This window comes from Nonomuraea sp. NBC_00507 (genome assembly GCF_036013525.1).
In the GTDB taxonomy this organism is placed as follows: Bacteria; Actinomycetota; Actinomycetes; order Streptosporangiales; family Streptosporangiaceae; genus Nonomuraea.
On the sequence record NZ_CP107853.1, the window covers coordinates 3,989,112 to 4,015,174 of the forward strand.

17 protein-coding genes and 2 pseudogenes are annotated in these 26,063 nt (G+C 62.9%); 9 read left to right on the plus strand and 10 right to left on the minus strand.

Annotated features, from left to right (window positions below; genetic code table 11):
* The first annotated feature begins 34 nt into the window (after positions 1–34).
* From OHA25_RS19985 to OHA25_RS20000, 4 genes are all read left to right on the plus strand, one after another.
* On the plus strand, positions 35–1,225 hold the full coding sequence (locus OHA25_RS19985) for an NAD(P)-dependent malic enzyme (protein WP_327589036.1): 1,191 nt from the start codon (positions 35–37) through the stop codon (positions 1,223–1,225).
* Positions 1,226–1,448: 223 nt separating this feature from the next.
* Positions 1,449–2,807: a hypothetical protein gene (locus tag OHA25_RS19990; protein WP_327589037.1), complete on the plus strand. Its 1,359-nt coding sequence runs from the start codon at positions 1,449–1,451 to the stop codon at positions 2,805–2,807.
* Positions 2,808–2,882: 75 nt separating this feature from the next.
* Positions 2,883–3,152, plus strand: coding sequence for a type II toxin-antitoxin system Phd/YefM family antitoxin (locus OHA25_RS19995; RefSeq protein WP_327589038.1), 270 nt, complete (start codon positions 2,883–2,885; stop codon positions 3,150–3,152).
* Positions 3,153–3,169: 17 nt separating this feature from the next.
* Positions 3,170–3,454, plus strand: coding sequence for a hypothetical protein (locus tag OHA25_RS20000; protein WP_327589039.1), 285 nt, complete (start codon positions 3,170–3,172; stop codon positions 3,452–3,454).
* 93 nt (positions 3,455–3,547) lie between these two features.
* Here OHA25_RS20000 and OHA25_RS20005 read toward each other — a convergent pair whose 3' ends face one another.
* The 6 genes and pseudogenes from OHA25_RS20005 to OHA25_RS20030 all read right to left on the minus strand — a co-directional run bounded on the left by OHA25_RS20005 (position 3,548) and on the right by OHA25_RS20030 (position 11,385).
* The gene (locus tag OHA25_RS20005; protein WP_327589040.1) at positions 3,548–4,069 is read right to left on the minus strand and encodes a hypothetical protein; all 522 of its coding nucleotides are present in this window, start codon (positions 4,067–4,069) and stop codon (positions 3,548–3,550) included.
* Positions 4,070–4,176: 107 nt separating this feature from the next.
* A complete protein-coding gene (locus OHA25_RS20010; RefSeq protein WP_327589041.1) occupies positions 4,177–5,757 on the minus strand; it encodes a hypothetical protein in 1,581 nt (526 codons plus the stop codon).
* A 182-nt stretch (positions 5,758–5,939) separates the two neighbouring features.
* Positions 5,940–7,520 (minus strand): trypsin-like serine peptidase, encoded by a 1,581-nt coding sequence (locus OHA25_RS20015; protein ID WP_327589042.1) that lies wholly within the window; start codon positions 7,518–7,520, stop codon positions 5,940–5,942.
* A 435-nt stretch (positions 7,521–7,955) separates the two neighbouring features.
* Positions 7,956–9,539 (minus strand): trypsin-like serine peptidase, encoded by a 1,584-nt coding sequence (locus OHA25_RS20020; RefSeq protein ID WP_327589043.1) that lies wholly within the window; start codon positions 9,537–9,539, stop codon positions 7,956–7,958.
* An 811-nt stretch (positions 9,540–10,350) separates the two neighbouring features.
* Positions 10,351–10,667, minus strand: a pseudogene (locus OHA25_RS20025) (helix-turn-helix domain-containing protein); the annotation flags it as partial.
* A gap of 262 nt (positions 10,668–10,929) precedes the next feature.
* Complete coding sequence (locus tag OHA25_RS20030) at positions 10,930–11,385, minus strand: hypothetical protein (protein WP_327589044.1); 456 nt, start codon at positions 11,383–11,385, stop codon at positions 10,930–10,932.
* 113 nt (positions 11,386–11,498) lie between these two features.
* On the opposite strand from OHA25_RS20030, the pseudogene OHA25_RS20035 reads away from it, so the two are divergent.
* A pseudogene (locus OHA25_RS20035) lies at positions 11,499–11,779 on the plus strand (IS1380 family transposase); the annotation flags it as partial.
* A 311-nt stretch (positions 11,780–12,090) separates the two neighbouring features.
* On the opposite strand, the gene OHA25_RS20040 reads toward OHA25_RS20035, so the two are convergent.
* The gene (locus OHA25_RS20040; RefSeq protein ID WP_327589045.1) at positions 12,091–12,690 is read right to left on the minus strand and encodes a hypothetical protein; all 600 of its coding nucleotides are present in this window, start codon (positions 12,688–12,690) and stop codon (positions 12,091–12,093) included.
* Positions 12,691–13,039: 349 nt separating this feature from the next.
* Here OHA25_RS20040 and OHA25_RS20045 point away from each other — a divergent pair, with 349 nt between their 5' ends.
* Positions 13,040–13,183, plus strand: coding sequence for a hypothetical protein (locus tag OHA25_RS20045; protein ID WP_327589046.1), 144 nt, complete (start codon positions 13,040–13,042; stop codon positions 13,181–13,183).
* A 707-nt stretch (positions 13,184–13,890) separates the two neighbouring features.
* On the plus strand, positions 13,891–14,643 hold the full coding sequence (locus OHA25_RS20050) for a hypothetical protein (protein ID WP_327589047.1): 753 nt from the start codon (positions 13,891–13,893) through the stop codon (positions 14,641–14,643).
* Positions 14,644–14,701: 58 nt separating this feature from the next.
* On the opposite strand, the gene OHA25_RS20055 is transcribed toward OHA25_RS20050, so the two are convergent.
* Positions 14,702–14,842 carry a hypothetical protein gene (locus OHA25_RS20055; protein ID WP_327589048.1) on the minus strand — a complete coding sequence of 47 codons (141 nt, stop codon included), beginning with the start codon at positions 14,840–14,842 and terminating at the stop codon, positions 14,702–14,704.
* A gap of 419 nt (positions 14,843–15,261) precedes the next feature.
* Here OHA25_RS20055 and OHA25_RS20060 point away from each other — a divergent pair, with 419 nt between their 5' ends.
* Positions 15,262–15,552 (plus strand): hypothetical protein, encoded by a 291-nt coding sequence (locus OHA25_RS20060; RefSeq protein ID WP_327589049.1) that lies wholly within the window; start codon positions 15,262–15,264, stop codon positions 15,550–15,552.
* 593 nt (positions 15,553–16,145) lie between these two features.
* On the opposite strand, the gene OHA25_RS20065 is transcribed toward OHA25_RS20060, so the two are convergent.
* Positions 16,146–16,346: a hypothetical protein gene (locus OHA25_RS20065; RefSeq protein ID WP_327589050.1), complete on the minus strand. Its 201-nt coding sequence runs from the start codon at positions 16,344–16,346 to the stop codon at positions 16,146–16,148.
* A 762-nt stretch (positions 16,347–17,108) separates the two neighbouring features.
* Positions 17,109–20,021 (minus strand): AfsR/SARP family transcriptional regulator, encoded by a 2,913-nt coding sequence (locus OHA25_RS20070; protein WP_327589051.1) that lies wholly within the window; start codon positions 20,019–20,021, stop codon positions 17,109–17,111.
* Between the two features lie 571 nt (positions 20,022–20,592).
* Here OHA25_RS20070 and OHA25_RS20075 point away from each other — a divergent pair.
* The gene (locus OHA25_RS20075; protein ID WP_327589052.1) at positions 20,593–26,055 is read left to right on the plus strand and encodes a LamG-like jellyroll fold domain-containing protein; all 5,463 of its coding nucleotides are present in this window, start codon (positions 20,593–20,595) and stop codon (positions 26,053–26,055) included.
* Positions 26,056–26,063 lie beyond the last annotated feature (8 nt).

The following is a 26,063-nucleotide window of genomic DNA, read 5'->3' on the forward strand; positions in this document are numbered from 1 at the left end:
GTTTCTTCCGCTACCAACGATTACAGGGGTCGCTGTGGCTGCCACGCCCGCTTCCGCATCCGTCGAAACACTCGATCTCGATCCGGCTTTCGCACTGCATCGCGGCGGCAAGATCGAGGTTCGCTCCACTGTTCCCGTCCGCGACGCGGACGACCTGGCGCTCGCCTACACGCCCGGCGTCGCCCGGGTGTGCACCGCCATCGCCGAGACGCCCGCGCTGGTCCACGACTACACCTGGGTCTCCAGAGTGGTCGCCGTCGTCACCGACGGCACCGCCGTGCTCGGCCTGGGCGACATAGGCCCTTCGGCCGCCATGCCGGTCATGGAGGGCAAGGCACTGCTGTTCAAGGAGTTCGCGAACGTCGACGCCGTCCCCCTCTGCCTCGACTGCACCGACGTGGACGCCCTCGTGGAGACCGTCGTGCGGCTGGCGCCGTCCTTCGGCGGCATCAACCTCGAGGACATCAGCGCACCCCGCTGCTTCGAGATCGAGGCCCGCCTGCGCGACCTGCTCGACATCCCCGTCTTCCACGACGACCAGCACGGCACCGCCATCGTCGTGCTCGCCGCACTCCAGAACGCCGCCCGCCTGACCGGCCGCCCGCTCGGCGACCTGCGCGCGGTCGTGGCCGGCGCCGGCGCCTCCGGCGTCGCGGTCACCCGCATCCTCCTGGAGGCCGGCATCGGCGACATCGCGGTCTCCGACTCCAAGGGCATGATCTACGAAGGCAGGGAGGGCCTCAACCCGTTCAAGGAGGCGCTGGCCCGCGACACCAACAGGTCCGGCCACACCGGCTCCACTGAGGAGGCCCTGGCGGGCGCCGACGTGTTCGTGGGCCTGTCCGGGTCCACCGTGTCCGAGCAGGCCATCGCGTCGATGTCCGAGGACGCGATCGTGTTCGCGCTGTCCAACCCGACCCCCGAGGTCCACCCTGAGGCGGCCGCCAAGCACGCCGCGGTCGTCGCCACCGGCCGCTCCGACTTCCCCAACCAGATCAACAACGTGCTGGCCTTCCCCGGCGTGTTCAGGGGCGCGCTGGACGTGCGGGCCTCCACCATCACCGAAAACATGAAGGTGGCCGCGGCCGGCGCCCTGGCCGGCGTCGTCGGCGACGACGTCACGCCCGCGTACGTCATCCCGAGCCCCTTCGACGAGCGCGTCGCCCCCGCCGTCACCGCCGCGGTCGCCGCCCAGGCCCGCGCCGACGGCGTCGCCCGCATCTAAGCAGCTCAAGACCGCTTGACGATTGCTTGCCGTTCCCTTGGGTAAGTGAGGTCCTCGCCGAGACCGAGGCGCCGCCGGCGATCCGCAGCACACGCGGAGCCGGCGGCGCAAGCGAAACGAGCGGGGACATCCTTTGAGAACTGCCATAAATCCTTTACGCAAGGTGCTATAACTGTAGCTCGCTGTAATGATGTGGGCGGCGGCTCCTGCGACAAGGAGAGCAATGGTACGCGAGCCGAATCGACTGCTGCAGCAGCTCATCGCGGAGGCGGGTTTTTCTCACAAGGGACTGGCCAGGCGCCTCAACGATCTGGGCGCCGCACGCGGAACCCCCGGTCTGAAGTATGACCACAGCTCGGTATTGCGCTGGATCGGTGGCCAGCGCCCGAGAGATCCGGTGCCCTGCCTGCTCACGGAGCTGTTCGCGCTCCGGCTCGGCAGGCAGGTCACCTCGGAGGACCTCGGAATGCCGGCCATCATTACACCCCTCGATCTCGGGCAAGAGTTCATGCACACGTGGCAGGAGGGGGTCTCGACTGTGACCGCGCTGTGGCGGGCCGATGTTGAGAGACGGAGGTTTCTGATCGACTCGACGTTCGCTTTAGGAGCAGGCTCCATCGGAGCCATGCGCTGGCTGACGTCCCCATTAGAGGGACGCCTGGGCGGCACCGGAACGCGGCGCGTGGGCCGCGCCGAGATCGCCGCCATCCACGAGGTCACCCGATCTTTCGGTGAGCTCGACAACCGTTTCGGCAGCGGCCACGTCCGCACGTCCGTGGTCAAATACCTCGACGGCGCCGTCTCCCCCCTGCTCAAGGACGGCTCGTACAGCGACGCGACCGGCCGCCAGCTGGCCGCCGCGGCCGCCGAGCTGACCCGGCTGGCCGGCTGGATGGCGTACGACATGGAGCAGCACGGCCTGGCCCAGCGTTACCTCATCCAGGCCCTGCGCCTGGCCAGGGGCGCCGACGACCACACCCTCGGCGGCGAGATCCTGGCCGGCATGGCCCACCAGGCCATCTACGTGGGCCAGCCGGCTCACGCCTTGGACCTGGCGCGGGCCGCCCAGCTCGCGGCCCGTGGAGCAGGCGTGAACACCCTCCTGGCCTCCGCCTATGTCCTGGAGGCCCACGCCCACGCCGGCCGCGGCGACGCCCGCTCCTGCGGCGCCTCGCTCCACGCGGCCGAACGCGCCTTCGACGCCCGCAAACCCTCCGAAGAACCCCGGTGGCTGAGTTACTTCGACGAGGCGTACCTGTCCGCCAAGTTCGCCCATTGCTTCCGTGATCTGGGGGAGGGGGAGCGGGCGGTGCGGTACGCGCGTCGCTCGCTCGACATGGACTCCCGCTACGTGCGGGGGCGGATGTTCAACCTGTCCCTGCTGGCGGCGGGGCTGGTGCAGTGTGGGGAGCTTGAGGAGGCGTGCTCCACCGCCGGCAAGGCTATGGCGATGGCGGGGGAGTTGCAGTCGGTGCGGTCGCGGTCGTATGCGGAGGATCTGCGCAGGCGGCTGCAGCCTTATAAGAACGAGCGGGTGGTGAAGGTGCTGCGCGAGCGCACCCGGGAGCTCACCTCGGCATAGGCGAGGCCTGTTGGAACTCCGGATACTTTCGGTGACCTCCGGAAAGTATCCGGAGCCTCGGCGCATGCTGAGGTCATGAGCCCACTTCCAGCAGATCCGGTTCCCTCCGCGCCGGTGGGAATCGCGGAAGTCGGCAAAAGTCTGTCTCGGTTGATCGACCGTGTGGAGACGGGCGAGCAGATCACCATCACGCGTGGTGGGCGTCGCGTCGCGGTGCTGACGCCTGTCCCGAGACCGGTGATTCCGGACGCGCCGACCGGACACCTCCTCCTGCAATGGTTCGAGGAGTTCGGGCCGGACGAAGAATTCGCCGCCGACATCGACGAAGTCGTCCAAGAGCGGTGACGGGCAATCGAGCCATCGTGCTCGACACCCGCGTCGTGGCGGACATCGAGCGCGGCACCTTCGACCCACGCAGGCTTTTGGGCTACACGCCCGGGATTTCGGTCATCACTCTCGGGGAGCTCGTGACCGGGGTGGCCAAGGCAAAGGACCGTGTCCAGCGCAAGCGCCGGGCCGACAACCTCGCGGCCCTGATCAGCCGGCTCTTCGTCCTCGGGTTCACGACGCGCACGGTCGTCGCCTACTCCATTGGTTTGGCGAATGAGTTCGAGCGCCAAGTTCGCATGAGTTTCGGTGCCAGTTGACGATCTTCGGGGGGCTGTCGGCGAACGAGTTTTGGTACCATTCCCGCTGCTGGCAGGTGGCGCTTGCGTCAGTGGTTCTCGACTGTGGTGCTGTCAGTCGTCAGCTGCGATGATCAGAGTCAGGTTTCTGCTAGCCCGGTCCACGACGATGAGTTCATGGAATTCGGTGTGGACGCCACCCCAGTCGTGGAACTCAGACCGGCCAAGCCCTTTGAGGCGATATCGGCTCGTGGCCGCCCGGATGAGCGCATAGACCTCGTGGTTCAAGACCTCTTCCACCTGTCTGGGCAGACCTCCATACTGGCTGGCCCAGCTTCTCAGGACATCGATCGCGGTCATTTCGTCCACCGGTTCGTAGGCGTCGGTGGTGATATTGCTCAGCCAGTAGGGACCGTGTCGAGTGCCCAACGGGTCGACGCCGCCACCGGCGTAGTCATCTCGAAACTGGTCATGCTTGATCAAGGCGTCCAGGAGCAGCGTGTCGTCACAAGAGGGCGAGAGCAGCTCGAATCGCTTGAGATCGATCCACCGGTAGCCGTGAGTGCTGTGGTCGTTGAACGGATAGTGACGGAGGTTGATGAAAAGCTGATCACGGAAGTTGAGCGCCTGTTGCACGATCACTAACCGTAGACGCAGGCCGAGCCTGCTGACCAACGACCGGGATCCCGCCCGGCTTCAAGAGGTCAGCAGGCTCAGCGTCCTGTGTCCTGAGGATTTGTGGACTACTGGAGCATCTCGCCCTTCGGGCTGACGATCACCTTGGTCTCCGCGTAGTTGGCCTTGTTGTAGACATCGGCCACTTCGCCGTTGAAGTAGGTGGAGCTGATGAAGTCGACCCGGTCGTTGCCGTCCTGGTCGTGGAACATGCTCGTAATGCCGTTGACGTAGCCCGTGCGCTTGTTGTTGTCGTACTTCAGCATCCAGGGACCGCCGTCGGCGCCGCCGGTCATGGAGCACTTGAGCACCTGGTGCTCTTCGACCTTGAACGTATTGGCCTGGTAGAGCTTCTGGGCGGTCTTGCCCGCGCACCACTTGGGCGTGAGCCCGCTGTACGGCTTGTCGCCGTCGGGGTGCGGGTCGGCCGGGTAGCCGAAGGCGATCACGCGCTGGCCCCTCGGCTGGTTCCACGCCAGTCCCTGCCCGCCCACGTTGTCGCCAAGACGGCCCATGTCCTTGGCCTTGCCAGCGCCGGGGTAGATGAAGAAGGAGTCGTGGAAGTACTTGGTCGACTTGGTGACCTTGTACCACTGGATCAGGTAGAACTGCTTGAGCCAGTAGTCGCCTCGGTCGTCCTTGAAGACCTTGCCCTTGACCTTACCGATGGCCTTCTCGTCGAGCAGCTTCTTGTACTCGGCCTCGGTGAGCGGGGTCAGCTTGGTCGCGCCCTGGTCACCGTTCTTCCACAGCTTCGGGTCCTCGTTCGCCTTGGGAGCGTTGCTCCACTGCAACTCAGTGACCTCGACCTCATCCGTTGTCGGAACTGAGTCCACGAAGTTGCCGCCGGCCGGTTCCTTGGAGGTCACGTCCTCGGCGCGGAAGCCGCCGTTGGGGCCGTACTTGTCCAGCCCCTCCTTGTACTGCTGCTCAGCGGTCTTGCCGCCAGGAATGTCCTTCAGTTCTGTGGACTTGACGTCCTTCTTGCCCTCGAAGCTGTCGAACTCCGACTTCAGGACCTGCTTCTCGGCCACCTTATCGACGAGGGAGAAGCCGTTGTGGACGGCCACGAAGGCGAAGTCGCCGTCGTAGTCGTCGTAGGTGTCGAGGTCGTAGGCGGTGAAGGCGTACGCGCCGACGTAGACACCCCAGGGAGCTCTGCCCTTGTAGTAACCCGGCACGAAGATCCACTTGCTGAAGACGTCCTTGCCGCTCTCGTACACGCAGTGGCCGGCGGTGGCGACCAGGTTGCGGTGGCGGGACTGGATCGACGTGGCCGAGCACCAGCGGTAGCGGCCGGCCCGGTCGATGAAGAAGACCTTGCCGATGGTCTTGGGGAGGTTGACGTTCTTACTGGCGGTCGGCTTGGCGGTGGACCCTGTCGGGGCGGTCAAGCTTGGCTTGCCATCAGGGGCTCCCTGGCTTTGGGTGGCGACCAGCTTGGACACGTTTTTGGCGTCCCAGTGGTATTGGGTCGCCTTGTGCAGAGCCGCGCCGTTGGCGTCGAGCCAGAAATTGGCGACGCCATATGCGTCTGCGGGCTTGGGCATGAGGTTGTCAGAGGCCCAGTTGGGCTCGGCGCTGGCGGGTTGGACAAGGACGGCGGCGCTCAAGCCGGCGACGGCGAGGGGGATGAGCAGGCGCTTCAAGGGAGGCTCCACGGGCGGTTGTCAAGAAAGATGTAAAGACCCTATCGACCCATTAGTCACTCTGGTAAGGGTTCTTCTCAGATTTCTCACCAAACAGGCCGAAGGGCCCGGCAGAAGCCGAGCCCTTCGGGTAAAGCGGTTGGTCTGAGGTTTGGACCCCCAGCTCCAGGGATGTCCCAGAATTAGGACATCTTGCCGGACCACAGGTTGGCGGCAGCCTTGTACACCATGGCCGTCTCCCCGTCGAAGTACGACGAGTAGATGGTGTCGTTGCGGTTGTTGCTGTCGCTGTCGCCGAACACAGCGGTGGTGACACCGTTGACGTAGCCAAGACGCTTGGCGTTGCTGTACTTGAGCAGCCACGCCGAGCCGTTGTAGCCCGGGGTGACGGCGCACTTCAGGGCAACGAGCTCCTCAGCCTTGAGAGGCGCGTAGACGTTGACCTTGGACGACGTCTTGCCGTAGCACCACTTCGGCGTGACACCCGTGTAGGGCTTGCTGCCGTCGGGGTGCTCGCCACCCGGGTACCCGAAGGTACGGACGTACTTGCCGGTCGGCTGGTTCCACGCGAAGCCCTGGCCGCCGACGTTGTCGCCGAGGCGACCAGCGTCCTTGACGGTCAGGTCCCCACCCGTGTAGATGAAGAACGAGTCGTGGTAGTACTTGGTCGCCGAGGAGACCTTGTACCACTGGATCACGTAGAACTGACGGAGCCAGTAGTCGCCCAGGTCGTCGATGAAGACCTTGCCCTTGACCTTGCCGGCGGCCTTCTCGTCGAGCAGCTTCTTGTACTGGGCCTCGGTGAGCGGGGTGTCCTTGACGGCACCCTTGTCACCGTTCTTCCACCCCGACGGGCTCTCGCTCGGGGCCGGAGCGTTGTTGTACTGCAGCTCCGTGACCTCGACCTCGTCCACGGTGGGAACGGAGTCCTCGAAGTTGCCGCCAGCCGGCTCCTTGGAGGTCACGTTCTCGGAGCGGAAGCCGCCGTTGGGGCCGTACTGGTCCAGCCCCTCCTTGTACTGCTGCTCGGCGGTCTTGCCACCGGGGATGTCCTTGAGCTCGGTGCTCTTGACTTCCTTCTTGCCCTCGTAGGCGTCGTACTCCGACTTGAGGACCTGCTTGCCCTCAACCTTGCTGAAGTTGAGGTTGATGCCGTTGTAGACCGTGACGAACGCGTAGTCGCGGTCGTAGTCCTCGTAGTTGGCGAAGTCGTAGTGGGTGAAGGCCTGCTTACCCACGTAGATGCCCCAAGGAGCCCTGCCCTGGTAGTAACCGGGGACGAAGACCCACTTGTCGAGGACCGCCCCGTTCTGCTTCGTCTGGAAGACGCAGTGACCGGCGGTGGCAACCAGGTTGCGGTACTTCGCCTGGATGGAGGTGGCGGAGCACCAGTACAGCTTGCCGTCGACGCCCTCGAAGAACACCTTGCCGATGGTCTTCGGCAGGTTCACGTTCTGAACCTTGGCGGTGACCTTCTTCTCTTCACCGATGGGGGCGGTGGAGCCCGGCTTGGTGTCCGCGGTATAGCCACCCGCGGTCTTGAGCTTGTCGACTTCCTTGTAGTCGAAGCGGTAGTAGGACGCGGCCCGCAGGGCAGCGCCGTTCGCCTTGAACCAGAAGTCGACGGTCTCGGCGACCTTGTTGTTCGGCGTCAGCGGAGTGTCGATGATCTCGCCGGACGCGGAAGCCGTGCCGGCCAGACCAGCAGCCAGCAGACCGGTGGCCAGGATGGCACCACCGGCGGGGAGGAGGATGCGCTTCAAGGTAACTCCTTGCGCTGTCGTGGAACGCCTCTTGCGTCCCATGCGTCAGTAAAGGGATAGCCAGGAACATACAGTGTCGATCTTGAACTCGGGTAGTCGCTTTGAGAGGAAAAGATGCGACAAGCCGGGCGTGATCGTTCTGTGATGTTTAAGTGGCTGATGCGCAGGAGTTGAGAGAAGCTCTCCCTGTGGCCGTTTGCCCTGATCAACATAAGGAAGTTGTCAGTGTGGCCAGCGGGGCGAAGGTGTCGCGTTGATCCTCCTCCGCCCGGCGATGTGACGCAGATCACATTAGATTGATGGCACCGTATGGGCGCGCCATGCGTCCAAAAGCCTTCACTTTCGGGGGCTGAACGCGGAAGGGCTCGGCGGATGCCGAGCCCTTCGCTTGCGACGGTTTACGAACGGTTCATCGCCGTTCGCTCTGCGTCAACTTCACACAACCTTGCCGGACCACACGGTCGCGGCGGCCTTGTAGACGACGTTGGTCTCACCGTCGAAGTACGGCGAGGAGATGTAGTCCACGCGGCCGTTGCCGTCCTGGTCGTTGAAGGTGCTGGTGACACCGTTCACGTAGCCGAGACGCTTGGCGTTGCTGTACTTGTACAGCCACGGGCCACCGTCGGCGCCCTCGGTCATGGCGCACTTGAGGGCGACGTGCTCCTCGATCTTCTTGGCGGCAGAGCCGACCAGCTTGCCCGAAGTCTTGCCGTAGCACCACTTCGGCGTGATGCCGGTGTAGGCCTTGTTGCCGTCAGGGTGCGGCGCGGCCGGGTAGCCGAACACGCGGACGTACTTGCCGGTGGGCTGGTTCCAGGCGAAGCCCTGCCCGCCGACGTTGTCGCCCAGGCGGCCAGCGTCCTTAACCGTGATGTCCCCACCCGTGAAGATGAAGAAGGAGTCGTGGAAGTACTTGGTCGACTTGGTGACCTTGTACCACTGGATCAGGTAGAACTGCTTGAGCCAGTAGTCGCCTCGGTCGTCCTTGAAGACCTTGCCCTTGACCTTGCCAGCGGCCTTCTCGTCGAGCAGCTTCTTGTACTCGGCCTCGGTGAGCGGGGTCAGCTTGGTCGCGCCCTGGTCACCGTTCTTCCACTGCTTGGGGTCCTCGCTCGCCTTGGGAGCGTTGGTCCACTGCAGCTCGGTGACCTCGACCTCGTCCGTGGTCGCAACCGAGTCCTTGAAGTTGCCGCCGGCGGCCTCCTTCGTGGTCACGTTCTCGGCGCGGAAGCCACCGTTGGGGCCGTACTTGTCCAGCCCCTCCAGGTACTGCTGCTCCGCGGTCTTGCCGCCAGGGATGTCCTTGAGCTCGGTGCTCTTGACTTCCTTCTTGCCCTCGTAGGCGTCGTACTCCGACTTGAGGACCTGCTTGCTGTTCACACGGCTCGCGGTGATCGAGACACCGTTGTAAACGGTCACGAACGCGTAATCGCGGTCGTAGTCCTCGTAGACGTCGAAGTCGTAGTGGGTGAAGGCCTGCTTACCCACGTAGATGCCCCAAGGAGCCCTGCCCTGGTAGTAGCCGGGGACGAAGACCCACTTGGACATGACGTCCGAGTTCGCGGCGGTGTCGTACACGCAGTGGCCGGCAGTGGCGACCAGGTTGCGGTACTTGGACTGGATCGAAGTGGCGGAGCACCACTTCTTCTCGCCCTTGCTGTTGACGAAGAACACCTTGCCGATGGTCTTCGGCAGGTTCACGTTCTGAACCTTGGCGGTGGTCTTCTTCTCTTCGCCGATCGGAGCGGTCGAACCCGGCTTGGTGTCCGAGCTGTAACCGCCCTTGCTCTGCAGCTTGGCGACGTCGGCCTTGTCCCAGACGTTGGACTCGGTAGCGGCCTTGAGGGCAGCACCGTTGCTCTCCGCCCAGTAGTCGACGATCGCCTTGGCGTTGGCCGCACTCGTCGCCATCGGGTCCTTGGCGATGTCGCTGTCGGCCTGGGCCGTACCGGCCAGGCCGGCGGCCAGAAGGCCGGTAGCCATAAGGGCGCCACCGGCGGGGATGAGGATGCGCTTCAAGGGAACTGCTCCTTGCTCTGTCGTGGGTCGCAACATGCGTCCCATGCGTCAGTAAAGGGATAGCAAGGAACATAGCGTGGTGATCTCCGCAGGTGGAACCCGGTTTGGGGCATCTGGTAGGCGCCGTTTCCCGTGTGACCGTGCCGTTACCTGTCAGAGGCCTTTCCGTGTTGTTATGTGAAAGAGATGTTTTCGCAGGGTGTGCAGGGGATGTGGCGGATGGGACGAAAGTTCCGTTAGAGCGATGTTGCATAGAGTAGTCGCTTGATTGTGCCTTAGATCACAGGAACCAGATTCAGCCCTGCTCCGTCTAACATGGCCAGGTCCTCACAGGTGATCTTCAGGTATCGCCCGGAAATATCCGTATTCATGTCATATGCCCTGTTCTTGGCTGTGTCGGGAGCGCCTCGGCTGAGTCCGGAACGGAGACGAGCTGTGTCTGTCACCCGGGCGTATGTGGCGCGCTCCATATATAGGTGCGTTCCTCCTGGCGCCCACCTGTGATGTCGGCCGCGACAGTGGGACTGGTGAAGGTCCGCGCCAGCCCGATCAACGGCTGCGAGTGGGCGGCGCTGACATATACACCGAGACGCACCGCGTACAGCGGGGAGTCCGCGGTGCGTTTCAACTGGTGGCGACTTGACGGGAAGCTCTCGGTCCGCCGACGCCGAACGCGCTGCGCCACTGTTGTCGAATGCTTGGCTCGCTGGAAGGAGCCTGAGAATCTGGTGCAGGAGACGTTCCTGCGGACGTGGCGTCGACGCGCGACCTACCGGGGCGACTCCAGCTCAGGGCGTGGCTCTACCGCACCGCGACTAGGACTGGCCCGAGACGGCACCGGCTCGACCCCGCGCTCGGCCAGCTCCCAGCCCAGCGTGCGCGGCCCCCACCGCGGATGAGCTCGTCGCAGCTCACAGATCATCGCCTCGATGCTCGGGAGAATCTGCATCGGGTGGGCTTTGACCCGATGGGAGCGGTCGGCCAACGCGCCCAGCCCACCCTCGCGATACCGGCGCACCCAGGTATGCACCGACTGCCGCGACACCCCGTACCGGCCAGCCACGTCGGTGACCTTCGCCCCGATAACACCTCGATCACCGCGTGATAGCGCTGCTCCACGACGCTCAACGCCACCAATGTCACCTGAGCCTCCCCTGAAGCGTCGATAACGCCACGGGTAGGCACAGAAAGCGATCAAGGTGTCAAGCGTCAAGCGAGGCCAGAGTGTCAACCATCAAGCGAGACAGGACATCGGCCACGCCTCTTACCCGGCCGAATTGTTCTTGTAGAGATCAAGGCGGCGGGCCGTTCTCGCCCGCGCCCGCCACTCGGGCCGCGGGGAGGGACCCGCATGGCGCGCATACACCGACCGCAGCAGAGCTCGTCCGATCTACTTCCGCGTACTCACGATCGCCGACCAGATGACCATCGTGATCATTAGCACGAACATGACTCCGGTGGTGGCGTAAGCAGCCAGGTCAAGCGGACCGGCGGTATAGGGATCATCGCCCTCGGTCGCCGCGAACATGTAGACGATGGAGGAGAGAAGCGGAATCGTCACGGAGCCCATCGCCACCGCGCCCTGACGCTGACGTTGCCGAGGACCATCAACAGGCTCCCCTGGGATAGGCGCTGGATACTCGCCCCGCCGTGATCGTCGAATCCCCTCCAGCGCTGCTCTCGCCGCCAGGACGATCGCAATCACCTTGACCCCTAGAAGGAGCCAGAAGAACGGTCCACGTACATACGCGTCAGCGCCGCTCAGCCACCTCGCGAGATATAGCACTCCCAGCAGCCCACATACGCCTAGAACAACCTTGTACGATGCGGGCACTCTCGACAGCATTTCGGAATTGTGGCGGGAACAACCCTGTGGTGCAAGACCAGCCTCCGGCGGGGCCTCGGTCTCCAGGATGATCACCGGCGCAGGGCCGGGGTTCGTTGATGGCTGAGGTGGAAGTCCCCGCCACCGCCTGGCCCCCGGCCTACGACGACGAACGCCAGGTACGACCCGGCGCGTGGGTCGCCGAGATCACCGGCCTGCTCGACCTGACCCGCTGGCCCAAAGGGATGCGGGTCATCGTCCGCAAAGAACGTCCGCACCCCGGCGCCCAATTGCGCTTCACCGACATCGACGGACACCGCTTCACCTAATGAGAGCTATCGGCACCCCCGCCGGCCAGCTCGCCGACCTCGAATTACGCCACCGCCGTCGCGCCCGCGCAGAAGACCGCCTGCGCCTCCGCATCCCACAGCAATGGCCCTGGGCCAGGTAAATCGTCACCACCCTGACCCGGCTGCACGCCCTGCAGGAACCGACCTGACCATCACCAGCCCACCCCTACGAGCAGAAAGGCACCCCGCGGGCCCGTGGAACCCCGCCCACCCGGCGCGACAGCCGGGCAATCCCGCTGACCACAGCGAGGAAATCGACCTCCAGCCGGACCCATCAGCTGACCAGATCAACATCGAGAAAGATCGAGGCTAACCCCCACTTCCACGTACAGCATGTATGCCTGCTACGTACTGAAACGGCCGTCCCGCTGGACCGTCACCAGATGGGATCGTCGATGATGACGGCCGGCCTCGGTGCGTGCGGCCAGTTAATATCCATGCGTACGCCGCTGCCGATGTCGATCACGGCCATAAGCGCGGCAAGGCCGAAGCGGATGTTGGCTTCCCTGCAGACATCCAGGACGAACGAAAGATCTTCATCCACGGGGTCGTGCGCGATCGGCCGGTCGCCGTGTGGGATTGCCCTCCACTTCAATCGGATTTCGCCGTCTACGGCATATGTAAATTTATGCTTATAGAGTATGGAGGTAAGGCTCCATGCTCGTTCGTCTTTCTCACTGAGTTCCTGTAGAACGGCGGGCTCATCGACCCCGCAGTCCTGGTTTTGGAAGAGGAAATACCCCTCCTTTTGCCTGTCCACTGACACCGCCGATCTGGGAATGAAATGATCTGCGCCTGCCGCGACGTCGACCTCTTCCTCGACGCCGGCTTCGGCCGATCGTGACAGTCTCGCGCCGATCTCCTCAATGGATGGAGGCAGGGTACCGGTCCGAGCCACTGTCCAGTGGAATCCGTCCTGCATCCACGCGTGCTCGTCTAAGAGTCGCTCATAGTGGTTGATTACTTGGAGGGACATGACCATATCCTGGCATATTTTTGCGGTGGGTAGGAAACGATGCCGCCCGGTAGGACTGCCGTAAATGAATCGAGCGTGTCCTGGCCGGGCGGCATTGTGGCGTCAGCTAACTAGTTGGCCGCCGATGGGATACCACAGAGTTGCTCCCGCGTTGGGGGCAGATTGCCGGATGGGAGTACGAACCTGTTTGAGAACTTATCGCCGAACAGTACTCTGTCGGCATGGTAGTAGCGCTTTGGGAAATAATGTCAGATGCGATCGAGACGCCCAAACAGGGCTCATCGTGTGCGGCGGCAGCGGACTCAGGTCGGGGTACCACTTCGGCAAATGCGGCACAACCCTCGGTGGAGTGACGTTGACGGACAAACCCTTGGCACAGAAGGATCGCAAGTTCATCGAGCATGAGGCCGAGCACATGAGACAGTTTAACCACTATTACAAGTACACCGGGTTCTGGCTGGCGTTCCTCGTCTATTATCTCGCCGAGCCCTAGGCCCCATGCGAAAACACCTATGAACTACAAGCCGAGGCAAAGGATGAGACCTATTACTGCTGATGAGCAATCGATGGCTTCCCAATGGAAGCTTCGATGGCAATGCGTAGCTTGTTCGGCTGCGCTAATGACGCTGGTGGCAGCATGCAATGTGCCATTGAGTCATCCCTCCCCTAGGCCTATAGGGATCGGCCGTACTGCCGAGGGGCAACTCATGTTCATTATTCCTTTGTGCGATGGAGAGTCTTTGTCCACCTTCGATGTGCGGGAGCACCAGACGACACGCCCAGTGTGGAAGGTGTCACAACCGATCCAGCCAGAGACGCGAAGGGGAACCGTCGTCCTAGGAGAAGCGAAAGGATTCGCAAACGAACAAGTAGCCTTAAAGCTACCAATTCCATCCCATCTCAGCGTGTCGGCAGACCTGTCGAGCGGCACTTACGCTGGCCGTGGCTTTCTGTTGAGTGACGCGCCGAAATACTCCGCAGGTGCCACCACCCAGGTGCGCAATACCGAAGGAGAATTGGTCTCAGAGCACGACTTTCGTGAGCAAATAGTCGCCGAATTTTGCTAAGTAAATACTTCAACTCCTCAATGATCGTTTGATATCGCGTCGGGGCCCCGTGTTCCGGACGTGATCCGACTGCGGCAGAATCGCCACCATGAGACACATGATCACAGCATTGGCGGCTTGTAGTGCTTTACTAGTGGCCAGCGCTCCCTCGCAGGCCACAACCGAGGACCCCGTCCGGGCACTCAAGGCCGTCCTGGCCTCCGGGCAGGGGGTGCACTTCACCGAGACGGCCACCCTCCTGGATGGCACCGACGAGAGGGCAGAACGCCGACGCACGGGTGTCTTCGAAACTCGCGAGAAGGGCGGCGTCAAGGCCCTGGACGTCACCACCACCGGGAGCGAGCACGGCCGCGAGCGCGCCATCGGCTTCAACCATGACATCGGCGGTACCAGTTACCGATCCGGTGGCCTGGTCGGGAAATGGCTGCCGAAGGGCAAGACCTGGTGGAAGAACAGCCACCAGCTACATCTCTGGCACACTGAACTGCTCGGCAACGACGAGCAGCTCATCAATCCGACAGAGCTCGCGACCCTAGCCGCCCTGCTGGAGAACGGGCAGGTGAGCGGGGATGCCGTGACCGGCGCGATCACCTTCAAGGAACTCGAGAAAGTCTCTCCCTGGTTGGACCACTCGACCCACAGCAGCTGGGAGGACAACACAAAGCTCTCCTACACCCTCACTCTTACCCCGGCGGGCCTGGTCAGCAGGGTGCAGAGCACCTACACGGCTACCGACGGTCCCGGTGAGCTGGCGGGCAGGACCCTCCACGTCGACACCCGCTACACCCAATGGGGTGGCAAGGTCTCGATCAAGGTGCCGGACCCCCGCAAAACGACCACCGAGTTGTGCGCTCAGAAGATCTGCAAACTGCGCCTTCCAGGCTGACAACGCGAGGACGAGTGAGGATTGCTCGTGCGACCTGGGCGCGGCGTTCGCGTGCTGGTCATCGCGGAATCATGCCCGGTTGAAATCTGGCGCCGCTGACACCGGCAATGTCCGGGTTGAAATTGAGGATGATGCCCCGCCGAGGTCGACGCAAATGCAGGCCCAGGTATTGGGCCTCGCTGATCGGCACCTCGCTCATATCGCGAATTCTGCAACTCGGCTGATTGGCAGTTTGGGCTCCGGTCAGCGGGGCGTTGCCGTGTTCAGGCGCCTAGCTGCGGATGCTGCGGCTTCGACCGGCCGTACAGTTTCGCGATAGACCTCGGAGTACTGCACTGGGCCGCGGCGGTTGTGCAGATCACGTCAACCCGCGTAACGGAGAATTCGGCCGATCCGGGGACGCCGAAGAAGGACATCAAGGCGCCGAAGCAGGCGTTGCGGGAGGAAGAGGCTGCGGGTCTTGTCGCGGTCCAGCGGAACCAGCGAAGTACGGATCCTGTTCATCTCGATCCCCTCCGCAACGCGGTCCTGCTGATCGCGGGCGACAAGTCCGGGCAATGAAACCAGTGGTACCGACAAGCCATCCCGCTGGCCGAGCAGTGGTCTGAAGGAGTTGCCATGAGCACCGAGTTTCACTCCTATACGCGTGAGGAGTTCTCACCGAGTTCGTCCACCCCGACTGTCGACGACCGCCAGGCGTTGGAGGAGGCACGGGAGCGCCGGGTTGTCCAGGTGCGCGGGAGTTTCTGGCGGACATGCGTCAGCCTGGCTGGCGCCGAAGACAAGCTCGCTCAGCTCGACAAACGAGCTCGCCGCGCTACCACCATCAACTTCGGCATGCCCGCCTTCTCCGGCATCGCCGACCGCGCCGCTCCCCTTCCCGACGCTCGGCCAGGAGCCCTGTCCTAACCATGCTCGAACGGACGCTGACGTCTTCGCTTACGCGAACGAGATACCATTCGGCTACGTCATCCATCAGCAGAGAGTCCTACGTGAGACAAAACCGGAAGATAAAATTTGCGCTCTTAGCACTCAATGTCGTCGGCTTGGCCATGACGGTCGCTTCCATCGCCGTCTGGATATCCACTGGCACCAATTCCACTGCCCCGGGCCAGTTACTGCTCAATGGAGGGCTGCTCATTCTGTTACCGACTTCGGTGGTCACCCTTGTTCTGGTCATCCGGGACAACCAGAATTCGAGTCGTCGCTGATTTCAGCGAATCCTTCTTATGTCTTCGACAGCTGTAAGGATCGCGGAGCGGCCGCCCTCATGTCACATCGATCTTCCCTAACGGGCATCAAGATGACGAGTAGAGTCAAACCCGTATACCGTTCCCGTGGACGCTAACCGAAAAGGATGATCAAGGAGAAACTCCGCCACGCAGATTGCCCAGCTGACACGATCGCAGCGTAGATCATCGAGGTTAGCTCGCCGTAGGTTCCCGAAGGTACGCATCAGGTGTTCCACATAGAAGATCTATGTGGAACACCTGATGCCGTAATCACATGTGGCGGTCCCGATCCCGCTTGATGAGGCGGTCAATCTGATAGAGCACGATCGCTACCGTGCCTATCGCGATTCCCACGGAAGTGAAGATGCCGCCCAATAAGCTTACTTCCGGATTATCGCTTGTCTTTGCGATGAGCGAAATGGCGACGACGATGGTTGCAAAGCCGCCGAGGGCGAAGGATGCGTATTTCATTCCCTGCGAGTCCTCCCTATGCTGCCATTACCTTTTTCTTTTGGGTCCGCGTGAACTCGCATCTGTGGCTCCACGGGCTATTCCAGTAGTGTTAGCCGATGCCTACCCCGTTGCTTTTTGTTCGCATAGTCGATTTGTGATGGATAGTATTGTGCAGTCCCGGCCACCGCTCCACGGAACGTTGTGATGAACGGCGCTGCCGGGGTCGGCGGCAGCACACATAATGCCACCGAATGACAAATCATTTAAGGAATCGATCACATCGTCGACGTCTTCGCTGGCGATATGCCCGGTGCAGTCCCAGTCGTATCCTCAATAAGTGGACTTGCAAGTTTACCAGCTCTTACCGCCAACCGATTTAGGCGTCTTAAGCTTCTTTGCGGTTTTTGGGATTTTCTTCGAGGTTTACTTTGTGCCGTCAAGGTCTAGATTGTTGACGGGATCTTGGGAAGTCTACTCGTAGGGGTTGTCGCTGCCTCCCAAGACTGGCAGATGGCCGCTCCGTAGCCCGGTTCCACGTGCACCAGTCGCTACACAGCCGGACGTCCCCTTCGGCTGCGGGCCGCGCCTAGCGTGCAGGCGTGGGCGCTGGACCTGGCCGCGCAAGAGAAACCGGATGCACGCCATCGGCCTTCCAACATCACCCTTATGCTGTGCCCGGTCAACCACCCGCGTGACACGGCCGAGCGGAGCGAGGCAGACCAGGTGCGCGGCCTTGCCGCGGCCGTCCTACAAGTCCACACGACCTTCGAACAGGGACGACTACGCCTGCAACTCTCTCTCGGCGAGCGCCTGGGCCAGCCCGCTCTGTGCGGCCGCCAGCTCATATGGATCGTTGATCTTCTCCGCGATCTCCAGCGCCGCACCGAAGAACTCTCTGGCCTTCGAATGATTGCCGCACATCGCATAAGTACGCCCCAGGCCGTTGCGCACCCTGCACTCGGTCAGACGCCCGGGCACCTGCTGCGCAAGATCGAAAGCCTCCTCTTGAAGTCGAAGAGCCTCCGGGAAACGGCCCTGCTTCAACTCGACCTCGCCAAGATGGCACAACGCCTGCGCTTCTAGCGTGCGATCTTCGAGCTCGCGAGCGATCCGCAGAGCCAGCGCAAAGTTTTCGAGGGCTGATGTCAGGTGCCCCAAGCCGACGTTGGCCATACCGACGTAGAACAGGATGTCCGCCTCGTCGTGCCGCCTGCCGCGTTCCTGGCAATACGCCAGAGCAATATCCAAGTCCTCCAGCGCACGCTGCATCCTGCCCAGCTTGACGTTGATCTGCCCAGCCAGGTAGATAGCGGCTAGCTCGCCAGGCCAATCATCGATTTCGCGGTACAGGTCTCGCGCCTGCGCGTTCGCATCGAGGGCATCGCCGAGCCCACCGGTACGGAAGAGTCCGAAGGCCACGTAGTACTGGGCCTCGGCATGCATGCGCTTGTCCTTCGTGGCCACGGCCAACTCGACTGCCCTTCGCTGGCAGACCAGGAACTCGCCGTACAGGTCGACTTCTATGAGAGCGTGCCCCAGAGTGGTGAGGATCTTCGCCTCCCCGTTGAGGTCGCCCACCTGCCGTACGGCCTCCAGGGCCGCACGTTGCACGGTGATCCAGTCGTCGATGCGCCTGGTCAGATAGAAGTGGTACGCCGTGATGTAGGCGAGCTCCCAGGAGTGGATGGGCAACCCGTTGCTGGCGGCATGGGTGATCAGAGCGACCGTGTTATGGAATTCACTGTTCAACCATGCCTGAGCGCTCTCTTGGTCGGCGAATTCCTGCACCCCGCCCGCAGGTCCGGGAACGCTCGGATGCATTAACCGGCCGTCGGGGTCGACGTAGCTCATCGCGGCGCGCGCGGTGTGGGTGTGCCAGCCGAGCAAACGAGTCCACGCCTCCCGTCGCTCGCCCTCCGTGTCCGCGAGCTCCCGGGCGTATTCACGTATGAGGTCGTGCATAGTTACGCGCTGGTTCGAACTGTGAGCTAGGTGGGCACGTACGAGCATGTCCACGGCCTGGCGTGTGGTCTCCAGGCTCTCCCCCAACATGGCCGCAAGTGCGCCGAGGCTTACGTCGCGGCCCGGGTGGAGGCTCGCGATGCGGAACGCCGATCGTGCCAGCTCTGGCAGTGTTTGATAGGACAACGCGAATGCGGAGCGGACGCCTATGTGAGGGTCCTCGACAAGGTCGAGTGTTCTCAGACGGCTTCCTTCACGTAGCCGCGCCACCAAGTCGGCCGCCGGCTCTCGCTCACCGTGGACCTGCGCGGCGGCCAGGCGCAGAGCGAGGGGCAGGTAGCCGCACAAGGCGGCGAGCTCGCCGATCGACTCCTTGTCCTGCTCGTCGCTCAGAAGGGCGAACAGTAGCGCCTGTGCTTCTTCTGGTGAGAGGACGTCCAACTGGACGATGTCGACTTCATGAGTAACGGCAAGGCTCCGCAGCGAGTCTCTGCTGGTGATCAGGACCCTGCTTGCTGAGGAGCCCGGGAGCAACGGCCTGACTTGTTCGGCGGTGGCCGCGTTGTCCAGCACGATGAGCAGACGTTTGTCCGCGACGGCCGAACGGTACATTGCAGCTCGCTCGTCCGTCTCGTGAGGGATTTCCTCCAACGGAATGCCGAGTCCCCGCAGTAACTGCCGCAACGCCTGTGTCGCAGTGACCGGGGCGTTGCGAGAGTAGCCGTGGAGGTTCACATACAGCTGGCCGTCGGGGAATTGGTCGGCCCGAAGGTGCCCCCAGTGGGTCGCCAGGGCGGTTTTGCCGACGCCTCCTGCACCCGCGATGGCGGAGATCACCAGTGCCTTGGCAGGATTCGCGATCAAGAGGGCATTGAGCGTGTCGAGGTGCTCGTCTCGGCCGGTGAACCGGGCGACATCGGTTGGCAATTGCCGCGGAACCAACTTCGGCCGTGGTGGTCGCGCCTCGACTGGTCGTACGGGATCGTTCAGCCTGAAGAGGTCCGGGTCCGCGCTGAGAATCGCCTGATGTAGCCGCTGGAGCTCGTCGCTTGGCTCCAGCCCGAGCTCGTCGCGGAAGCATTGACGCGCCAGCCTGTACTGTTCGAGGGCGTCTGCGCGTCGCCCGTCACGATACAGCGCGACCATCAGCTGGCTGCGGAAGCGCTCGCGCAGGGGAGCGGTGGAAGTGAGCTGTCGGAGCTCGCCGATCAGCTCGGCATGACGGCCAAGCGCGAGATCCGCCTCGATGCGGTCGGTGAGCGCGGCGAATCGCAACTCCTCCAGTGCATGACCTTCGGTGGTCTGGAATTCCGGGCGCGTTCCTGTCAGCGCGGGCCCTCGCCACAGATCCAACGCGGCGTGCAGCCGTTCAGCGGCTCGCGGAAGATCGTTAGCGGCTCGGGCGGCGTTCGCGGCGGCGACCTCAGCGTGGAAAACGGCAAGGTCCGAAGCGGTTGCGGAGACCCTCAGCGAATACCCACCGGGGCTGGTGGAAATCTCACCCTCCTTGGTGAGGAGACGGCGCAGGGACCACAGATGGTTGTGCAGAGCGCGGCGCCCAGCAGCCGGCCGATCGTCGCCCCAGAGCGCCTCGAGCAGGTGGTCATGGGGCACCACATGGTTAGCCCGAAGGACGAGAAGCGCGATCAACGTCCGCTGCTTCTCGCCGACAATCGGCACTGCGCCTCCGTCGCGCCAGATCTCAACCGGCCCTAAGACGCGAAACTCCACCCGACCCCCTTGAGCGCGGTGATCTAGTCCCGAACTTCCCCGAGCCTCCATCGTGGTTCAGGTCTGTCTCGGGCACCACAACATGCGATAACAGATCAGCATGACAAGATCGTGACAATGTGGAGAGAACCTCCACAGCACCCTCGTCCATGCTCGTGGAGGTAGTCCCGGGTCGCATCGGTCGTCAGCATGTTCCGCGACCAGGGAGTCTCTGACTTAGATGGAGGAATGGGTGTCCCTCTTTCCCCGATCCCGGCTGTGACCACTTCTTACCGGGAGATCGCCTTCTGGCAATGCCGGGTCGGCCGGCGTACCCGCCAATTCCGAGAAGGCTGATTACCACTTTTCGGGCCGTAGCAGATTTATCGGCTCCCACAGGCGGGGCGTTACAGCCTTTCCTATGAGACTTGATGTGCCCTTTCTCATATTGCCGATTGATCTTGCCCAAGGTAAAGGTTATTTGCTATTCCAAACACACAGCAGATTGAGGGTGTTAGTGAACAAGTTAGTTAGCACGGCGAGGCGGAACTTGCCGCCTCGCCGTCACATCGCGACCGCGACGGTGCTTACGGTGGCAGCATCGCTGCTGGTAGCAGGTGTTTCAGGCGCGGCACAGGCGGATCCGGAGCCAAACCCGACGCCGCCCTCTCCTTCCGTAACCACCTTTCCGCGGCCGGAGGATCCCGACGCCCCGCTACGTGCGGCTATCGAGGAAGCCAAAAAGCAGAACAAAGCGGTGGCCGTCGAGGCGGCATTCACCGAGACGTCGCGGATCTGGGCTTATCCCGACGGACATCTGACCACGCACTCCTATGGGGGGCCTGCCCAGCTGAAACAGGCCGACGGCTCCTGGGTATGGCTGGACCCTACGCTCGTCGAGCAGGACGGGATTCTCAAGCCCAAGCTGGCCAAGGCGAACGTGCAGTTCTCGCTCGGCGGTGATAAGCCGTTCGTGTCCATGGAGCGCGCCAAGGGGCAGAAGTTCGCCCTGTCGTGGCCCACCGCTCTCCCGCGCCCGCAAATCAACGGCAACGTCGCCCGGTACGCCGACGTTGCGGGCAAGGGCGCCGACTTGGTCGTGACCGCCTTACCCACCGGATTCCAGCATGACGTGGTGCTGCGCGAGCGCCCTACGGGCCCGCTGGAGTTCCGTTTCCCGGTGCAGACCACGGGGATGGAGCTCGATGTGACCAAGTCTGGCGGGCTGTCGCTGGTCAGCCCGAAGGGCAAGACGGTGATGTCGGCTCCGACGCCGCGGATGTGGGACAGCGTCGATCCCGCTGTCAGTCTGCCTCGGCGCGAGGCCAAGGTGAAGACCGCAGTCGAGAGCGTAGGCGGCCAGAAGGTGCTGGTGCTCAAGCCGGACACCAAGTGGCTGGCCGATCCTGCGACCCAGTACCCGGTCACGATCGATCCCACCACCACGCTCGGCGTCACTCAGGAAGTGTCGATCGGATACCCCAACAGCCAGACAAGCCCTGGCTATGTATCGCGGTGGAACCCCCGGACCTGCCCCACCCCGACTACCTGCGGCTACACGAAAGAGCGGGCTACCCGGGCGCTGCTGGCCTTCGACACCGCACCGATCAACGGCCGACAGGTGGTCAAGGCCACCATGCAGCTGGCTCTCAGGGCCGAGGTCACCAGCTGCACCGCCTTCCAATCGATCATTGCGCACCGCATCACCCAACCCTGGGTCGCCGACAACACCTACTGGAGCAACCAGCCGGCCACCACGCCCGAGGAGCGCTCCTCCATCGACGCGTGTGCCCAGGTCCGCACCAATGGGGCAGTGTGGAGTTGGGACCTGACCGCAATGACCAGCCTGTGGGCCTCTGGCACCCCCAACCACGGGTTGATGCTGCGCCTGGGCTCGGAACTGCCGGTGCCCAAGGACGTTTCAGAGGACTTCACGTTCTGGGCGCAACTGTGGGGCACGAATGTCCCCAAGCTGAGCGTGGACTGGGTGCTCCCGCCGGAGATCCCCACGGTGACCGCCGAGTCGATCGACTCCATCAGCGGCAACGACGCCATCGCGCGCAGCACCAACGTCAAGGTGACTTACAAGTCCAGCGTTCCCGAGGCAAGGCCCCTGGACTATACAGTCACCGTCAACGACTCCACCATGCCCCCTCCACCGGTCCAGCTCCCCGCTGGCGAGGCCGCCTCGTGGAAGCTCGATGAAGAATCTGGCGCCACCGCAGCCGACTCTTCCGGCAATGGGAACACCGGCACTGTCACGGGAACCTACAACCGCGTCCCTGGCCAGCTCGGCGGGGCGGTCAACCTCGCCCCCGGCGCCTTGCTCAGCGCCGGTAAACCGCTAATCAACACCGACCAGACCTACACCGTGGCCACCTGGGTGCGCCTCAACAGCAGCACCAACGACCAGGCGGTGCTGTCCCAGATGGGCACCCACATGCCTGCTTTTACCCTGGGCTACAAGGTTTCCAGCGCGGCGGAATTCGACCGACGCTGGATGTTCTCCGTCATTACGCAGGACAACCCCGACCGCATCCAAGAGATCCTCATGCAGTCGGAGAAGCCCGCCAAGATCGGCCAATGGACCCACCTAGCCGTGCAACATGACCAGCCTGCACACAAGTTCCGGCTGTATGTGGACGGCGAACTGGCCGGCGAACGCGACTACACCATCGGCTGGAACGCCCAGGGCGACTTCCAGGTCGGCACCGGTAGAGTCCTCGGCAACCTGGCAAGCCTGAACGGCGCAGTGGACGACCTGCGCGTCTACCAGCGGGCACTCACCAGCCAGGAGATCCGCTCACTGGTGGTCTCGCCCAACACCACCACGCACAGCAACATGCCCTCCGGCCAGGTGATCGATAAGACCTTCGCGCTGGACAACCCGGCCAGCCTCAAATTCGTCGTCAAAGCCTGCCGCACCGGTGTCACTCCGCCCTCCTGCAACGAGAGCCCGGCCTACCGGATCACCTCCGACGCGCCGATGCTCCCGACCGACACCGAGACCGGCATGGCCGAACCCTCTCAGCCGATTCTGTCCGGCATGGTCAACCGCCCCTCCGGCGGCCCGGTGACCGCGAAGTACTACCTGTACGACAACAACGGGGCACCGGTCGGGGCTGTGCCGCTCGGCGTTCGCGGCGTCAACGGCGGCGAACGCGCTTCCTTCCAGATCCCCGCCAACACCGTGCAGCCCGGAACCACGTACAAGTGGCAGATGGTGGCGTGCGCCGTTGGCCAAGCCGGCGAGACCACGCCTCCGGACCCGACGCCAACTCCCACACCCACGCCGCTACCAGAGGGTCTCGTCGCGGCCTACGGCATGGACGAAGGCAGCGGAACCACCATCGCCGACACCACCGGCAAGGTCGGCCCAGGCACAACGACTGACACCAGCTGGGCTGCAGGTAAGCATGGCAAGGCACTGTCCTTCAACGGCAGCACGAGCACGGTCACGATCCCCCATAGCAGTGTGCTCCGGCTCACCACGGGGATGACCCTCTCGGCTTGGGTCAACCCCACCACCGTGTCCATCTGGCGAACCGTGGCGATGAAGGGCCACACCGCCGGATCCGCGTACGGGCTGTACGCCTCCAACGGCACCGTGCCATCGGCCTGGTTGCTCAAGCCCGACACCACCGGTCACCAGACGGTCAACGGCACCACCGCTCTGCCGGCGGCCGCCTGGAGCCACCTCGCCGTCACCTATGACGGCAGCGTCGCCAAGCTGTACGTCAACGGCACCCAAGCCGGACAACTCGCCATGACCGGCAGCCTGGTCGACGACGGCGGCGCGCTCCGTATCGGGAGCAACGCCAAATGGGGCGAATACTTCAGTGGCGCTATCGATGAAGTACGCGTCTACAACCGCGCACAAGCCGCAGCCGAGATCAAGGCCGACATGGAAACCCCGGTCAACGTCCCGGTCCCGACCGCGAGTCCCACACCCACACCCACACCCACACCCACACCCACACCCACACAGACAACCCCGCCCGCGAGCCCAAGCGCCATCGAAGAGATCTGCACCTCTAAGACGGCTGTTGTCGCCTTCACAACGCCCGGCACACCTCCGCCGCCCCCCACTGGGGACGTCCGGTACCTGACGCTGGGCAAGGACAGCTTCGTCATCAAGACCGCCAAGACCGACCCCACCGCCTGCGGTGGGTCACCATGTTCAGTGACTGATGACTCGGTGATACGGATCGGCGGCGGCGGTGCCGACAAGACCGCCGCGATGATCGGATTCAGGTTGGACGGACTTCCAGACGACGCCGTTCCGGTCGAGGCGCTGTTGGATCTCGGCACACCGACGTGTTCCGGCGGTTCGTGTCCTCAGGACACACCGATAACGATCACGCGCCTGGACTCGCCGGTCACCAGTGAGACCACGATCGGCACTGTCGTCGAAACCACGAACGATGCCTCAAGGTATTCCGTGGCCATCGCTCAGCCCAAGGTTGACATCATCGGAGATCAGTATTCGTGGCTGCTGGTGAAGACCGACAATCCGACAACGGTCACTTTTTCGGAGCCTACTGCTTCGACGCCACCTAGCTTGAAGATTGGCTACACGCCCGCTGGTCCGCCGAGTAATGTCCAAGATCTCTCCGGTCAGTCCGGTGACGGGGGTGTCATTGTCTCTTGGGCTATCCCGTCCAGCACTGGCTCTCTCGCGCTGCTGGAAGGCTACGATGTGGAGGCGGTCTCATCCGCGGGCGAGAGCGTGCGCTCCGTCCAGACCACGATGCCCTCGGCCACCATCACCGGCTTGACGAATGGTGAGACTTACACGATCAAAGTCGCTGCGAAGACGCGTTTCGGCAGAGGAGAGTGGGAAAGTATCTCGCTGACTCCACGGGCTCTGCCCGCTCCCCCCGCAGAATGCGAATCGGCGGTCAGCCAGGGGTCTCTCAAGATGACGGTGCAGGAATACTATCTGCGACAGAGCGGTGTCGTGGAAGGCACCTATCCGGATGTCTGGTCAAGCAGCGTGAGCACGGCGAACGCACAAAAACAGTTGGCCGACTTAGATCCGCGCAGCCCGGTCACAGCGAAGCTTTCGCTCACCAACCCGATTCTGCTCGCAGAGAGGGAAGGTCTGGAGAAGAGCAACATAGAGCGGACGGGCACGTCCGTTTCTCTCAGTAATACGCTTGCCTACACGTCGCCGGACGGAAGTCCCACGCTTCGGGCCACCGTCAGCCGGAGTTGGACCGACGTTACGACGGATAAAGACGGCAATCAAGTGTCGAAGCCGAGTGAGCTGACCGACACGTTCGACTATTCATTCACGGACTGTGGTGCCGTTAGGCTCATATCCGTGGTCGTCGACGTCGACGTTAGTGACATGGACATGATCCTCGAGGGTCCGGGACCGGACGGGTGCGGAAGCACTTCCGCTGTCGCACAAGGCATGGCTGCGGCAGCGTCGGCGCAGGAATGGTGCGGTAAGGGCAAGAACGGCGAGACTGTTTTCGGCTACACGCTCAACTGCGACTTCGGGCAGGACATCTGCCGCTTCGACACTTACGGCAAGCAAAACGTCATGTCTGGTATGAGCTTCGAGTCGGGCGGAGTCCTGCGCTGGTCGGGGGTGCACAATTACACGCTGGGTGGTCCGACGAGCGTGCGGGTCGAGGAACTTCAGGGCTGGAGCCGTGTCAAGATGACGTCGCGCTTCAAAGCCGCGAACAAGAATCTAGTGAAAAACATCAAAGTAAAACTCGCCACCACCGCAAAATTCTCGATGATGGTGGGAAGCATCAGCATCGACACGGGAGTGGGTGGAGTCGGATTCAGTAAGACAAGCGACTCCGTTTCGTACTCAGCAGACGGCGAAGCAGGAAACCTGTGGGTGCAAATACCAGTTCCCGGCAAGATCAGGCCGTTCACAGTGGACTGTGAGGGAATACTAGGTCTTTGCTGGTTCGAAAGCATCCGACACATCATGAATGTCACTGTTCAATTCCCGATGAAGGGTGGTCCGCTGGCTGCCGACCCGATGAACCTGCAGAGTTGCTGGTTCAGGGCATCAACGAAATACTTCTAAGGATGTAG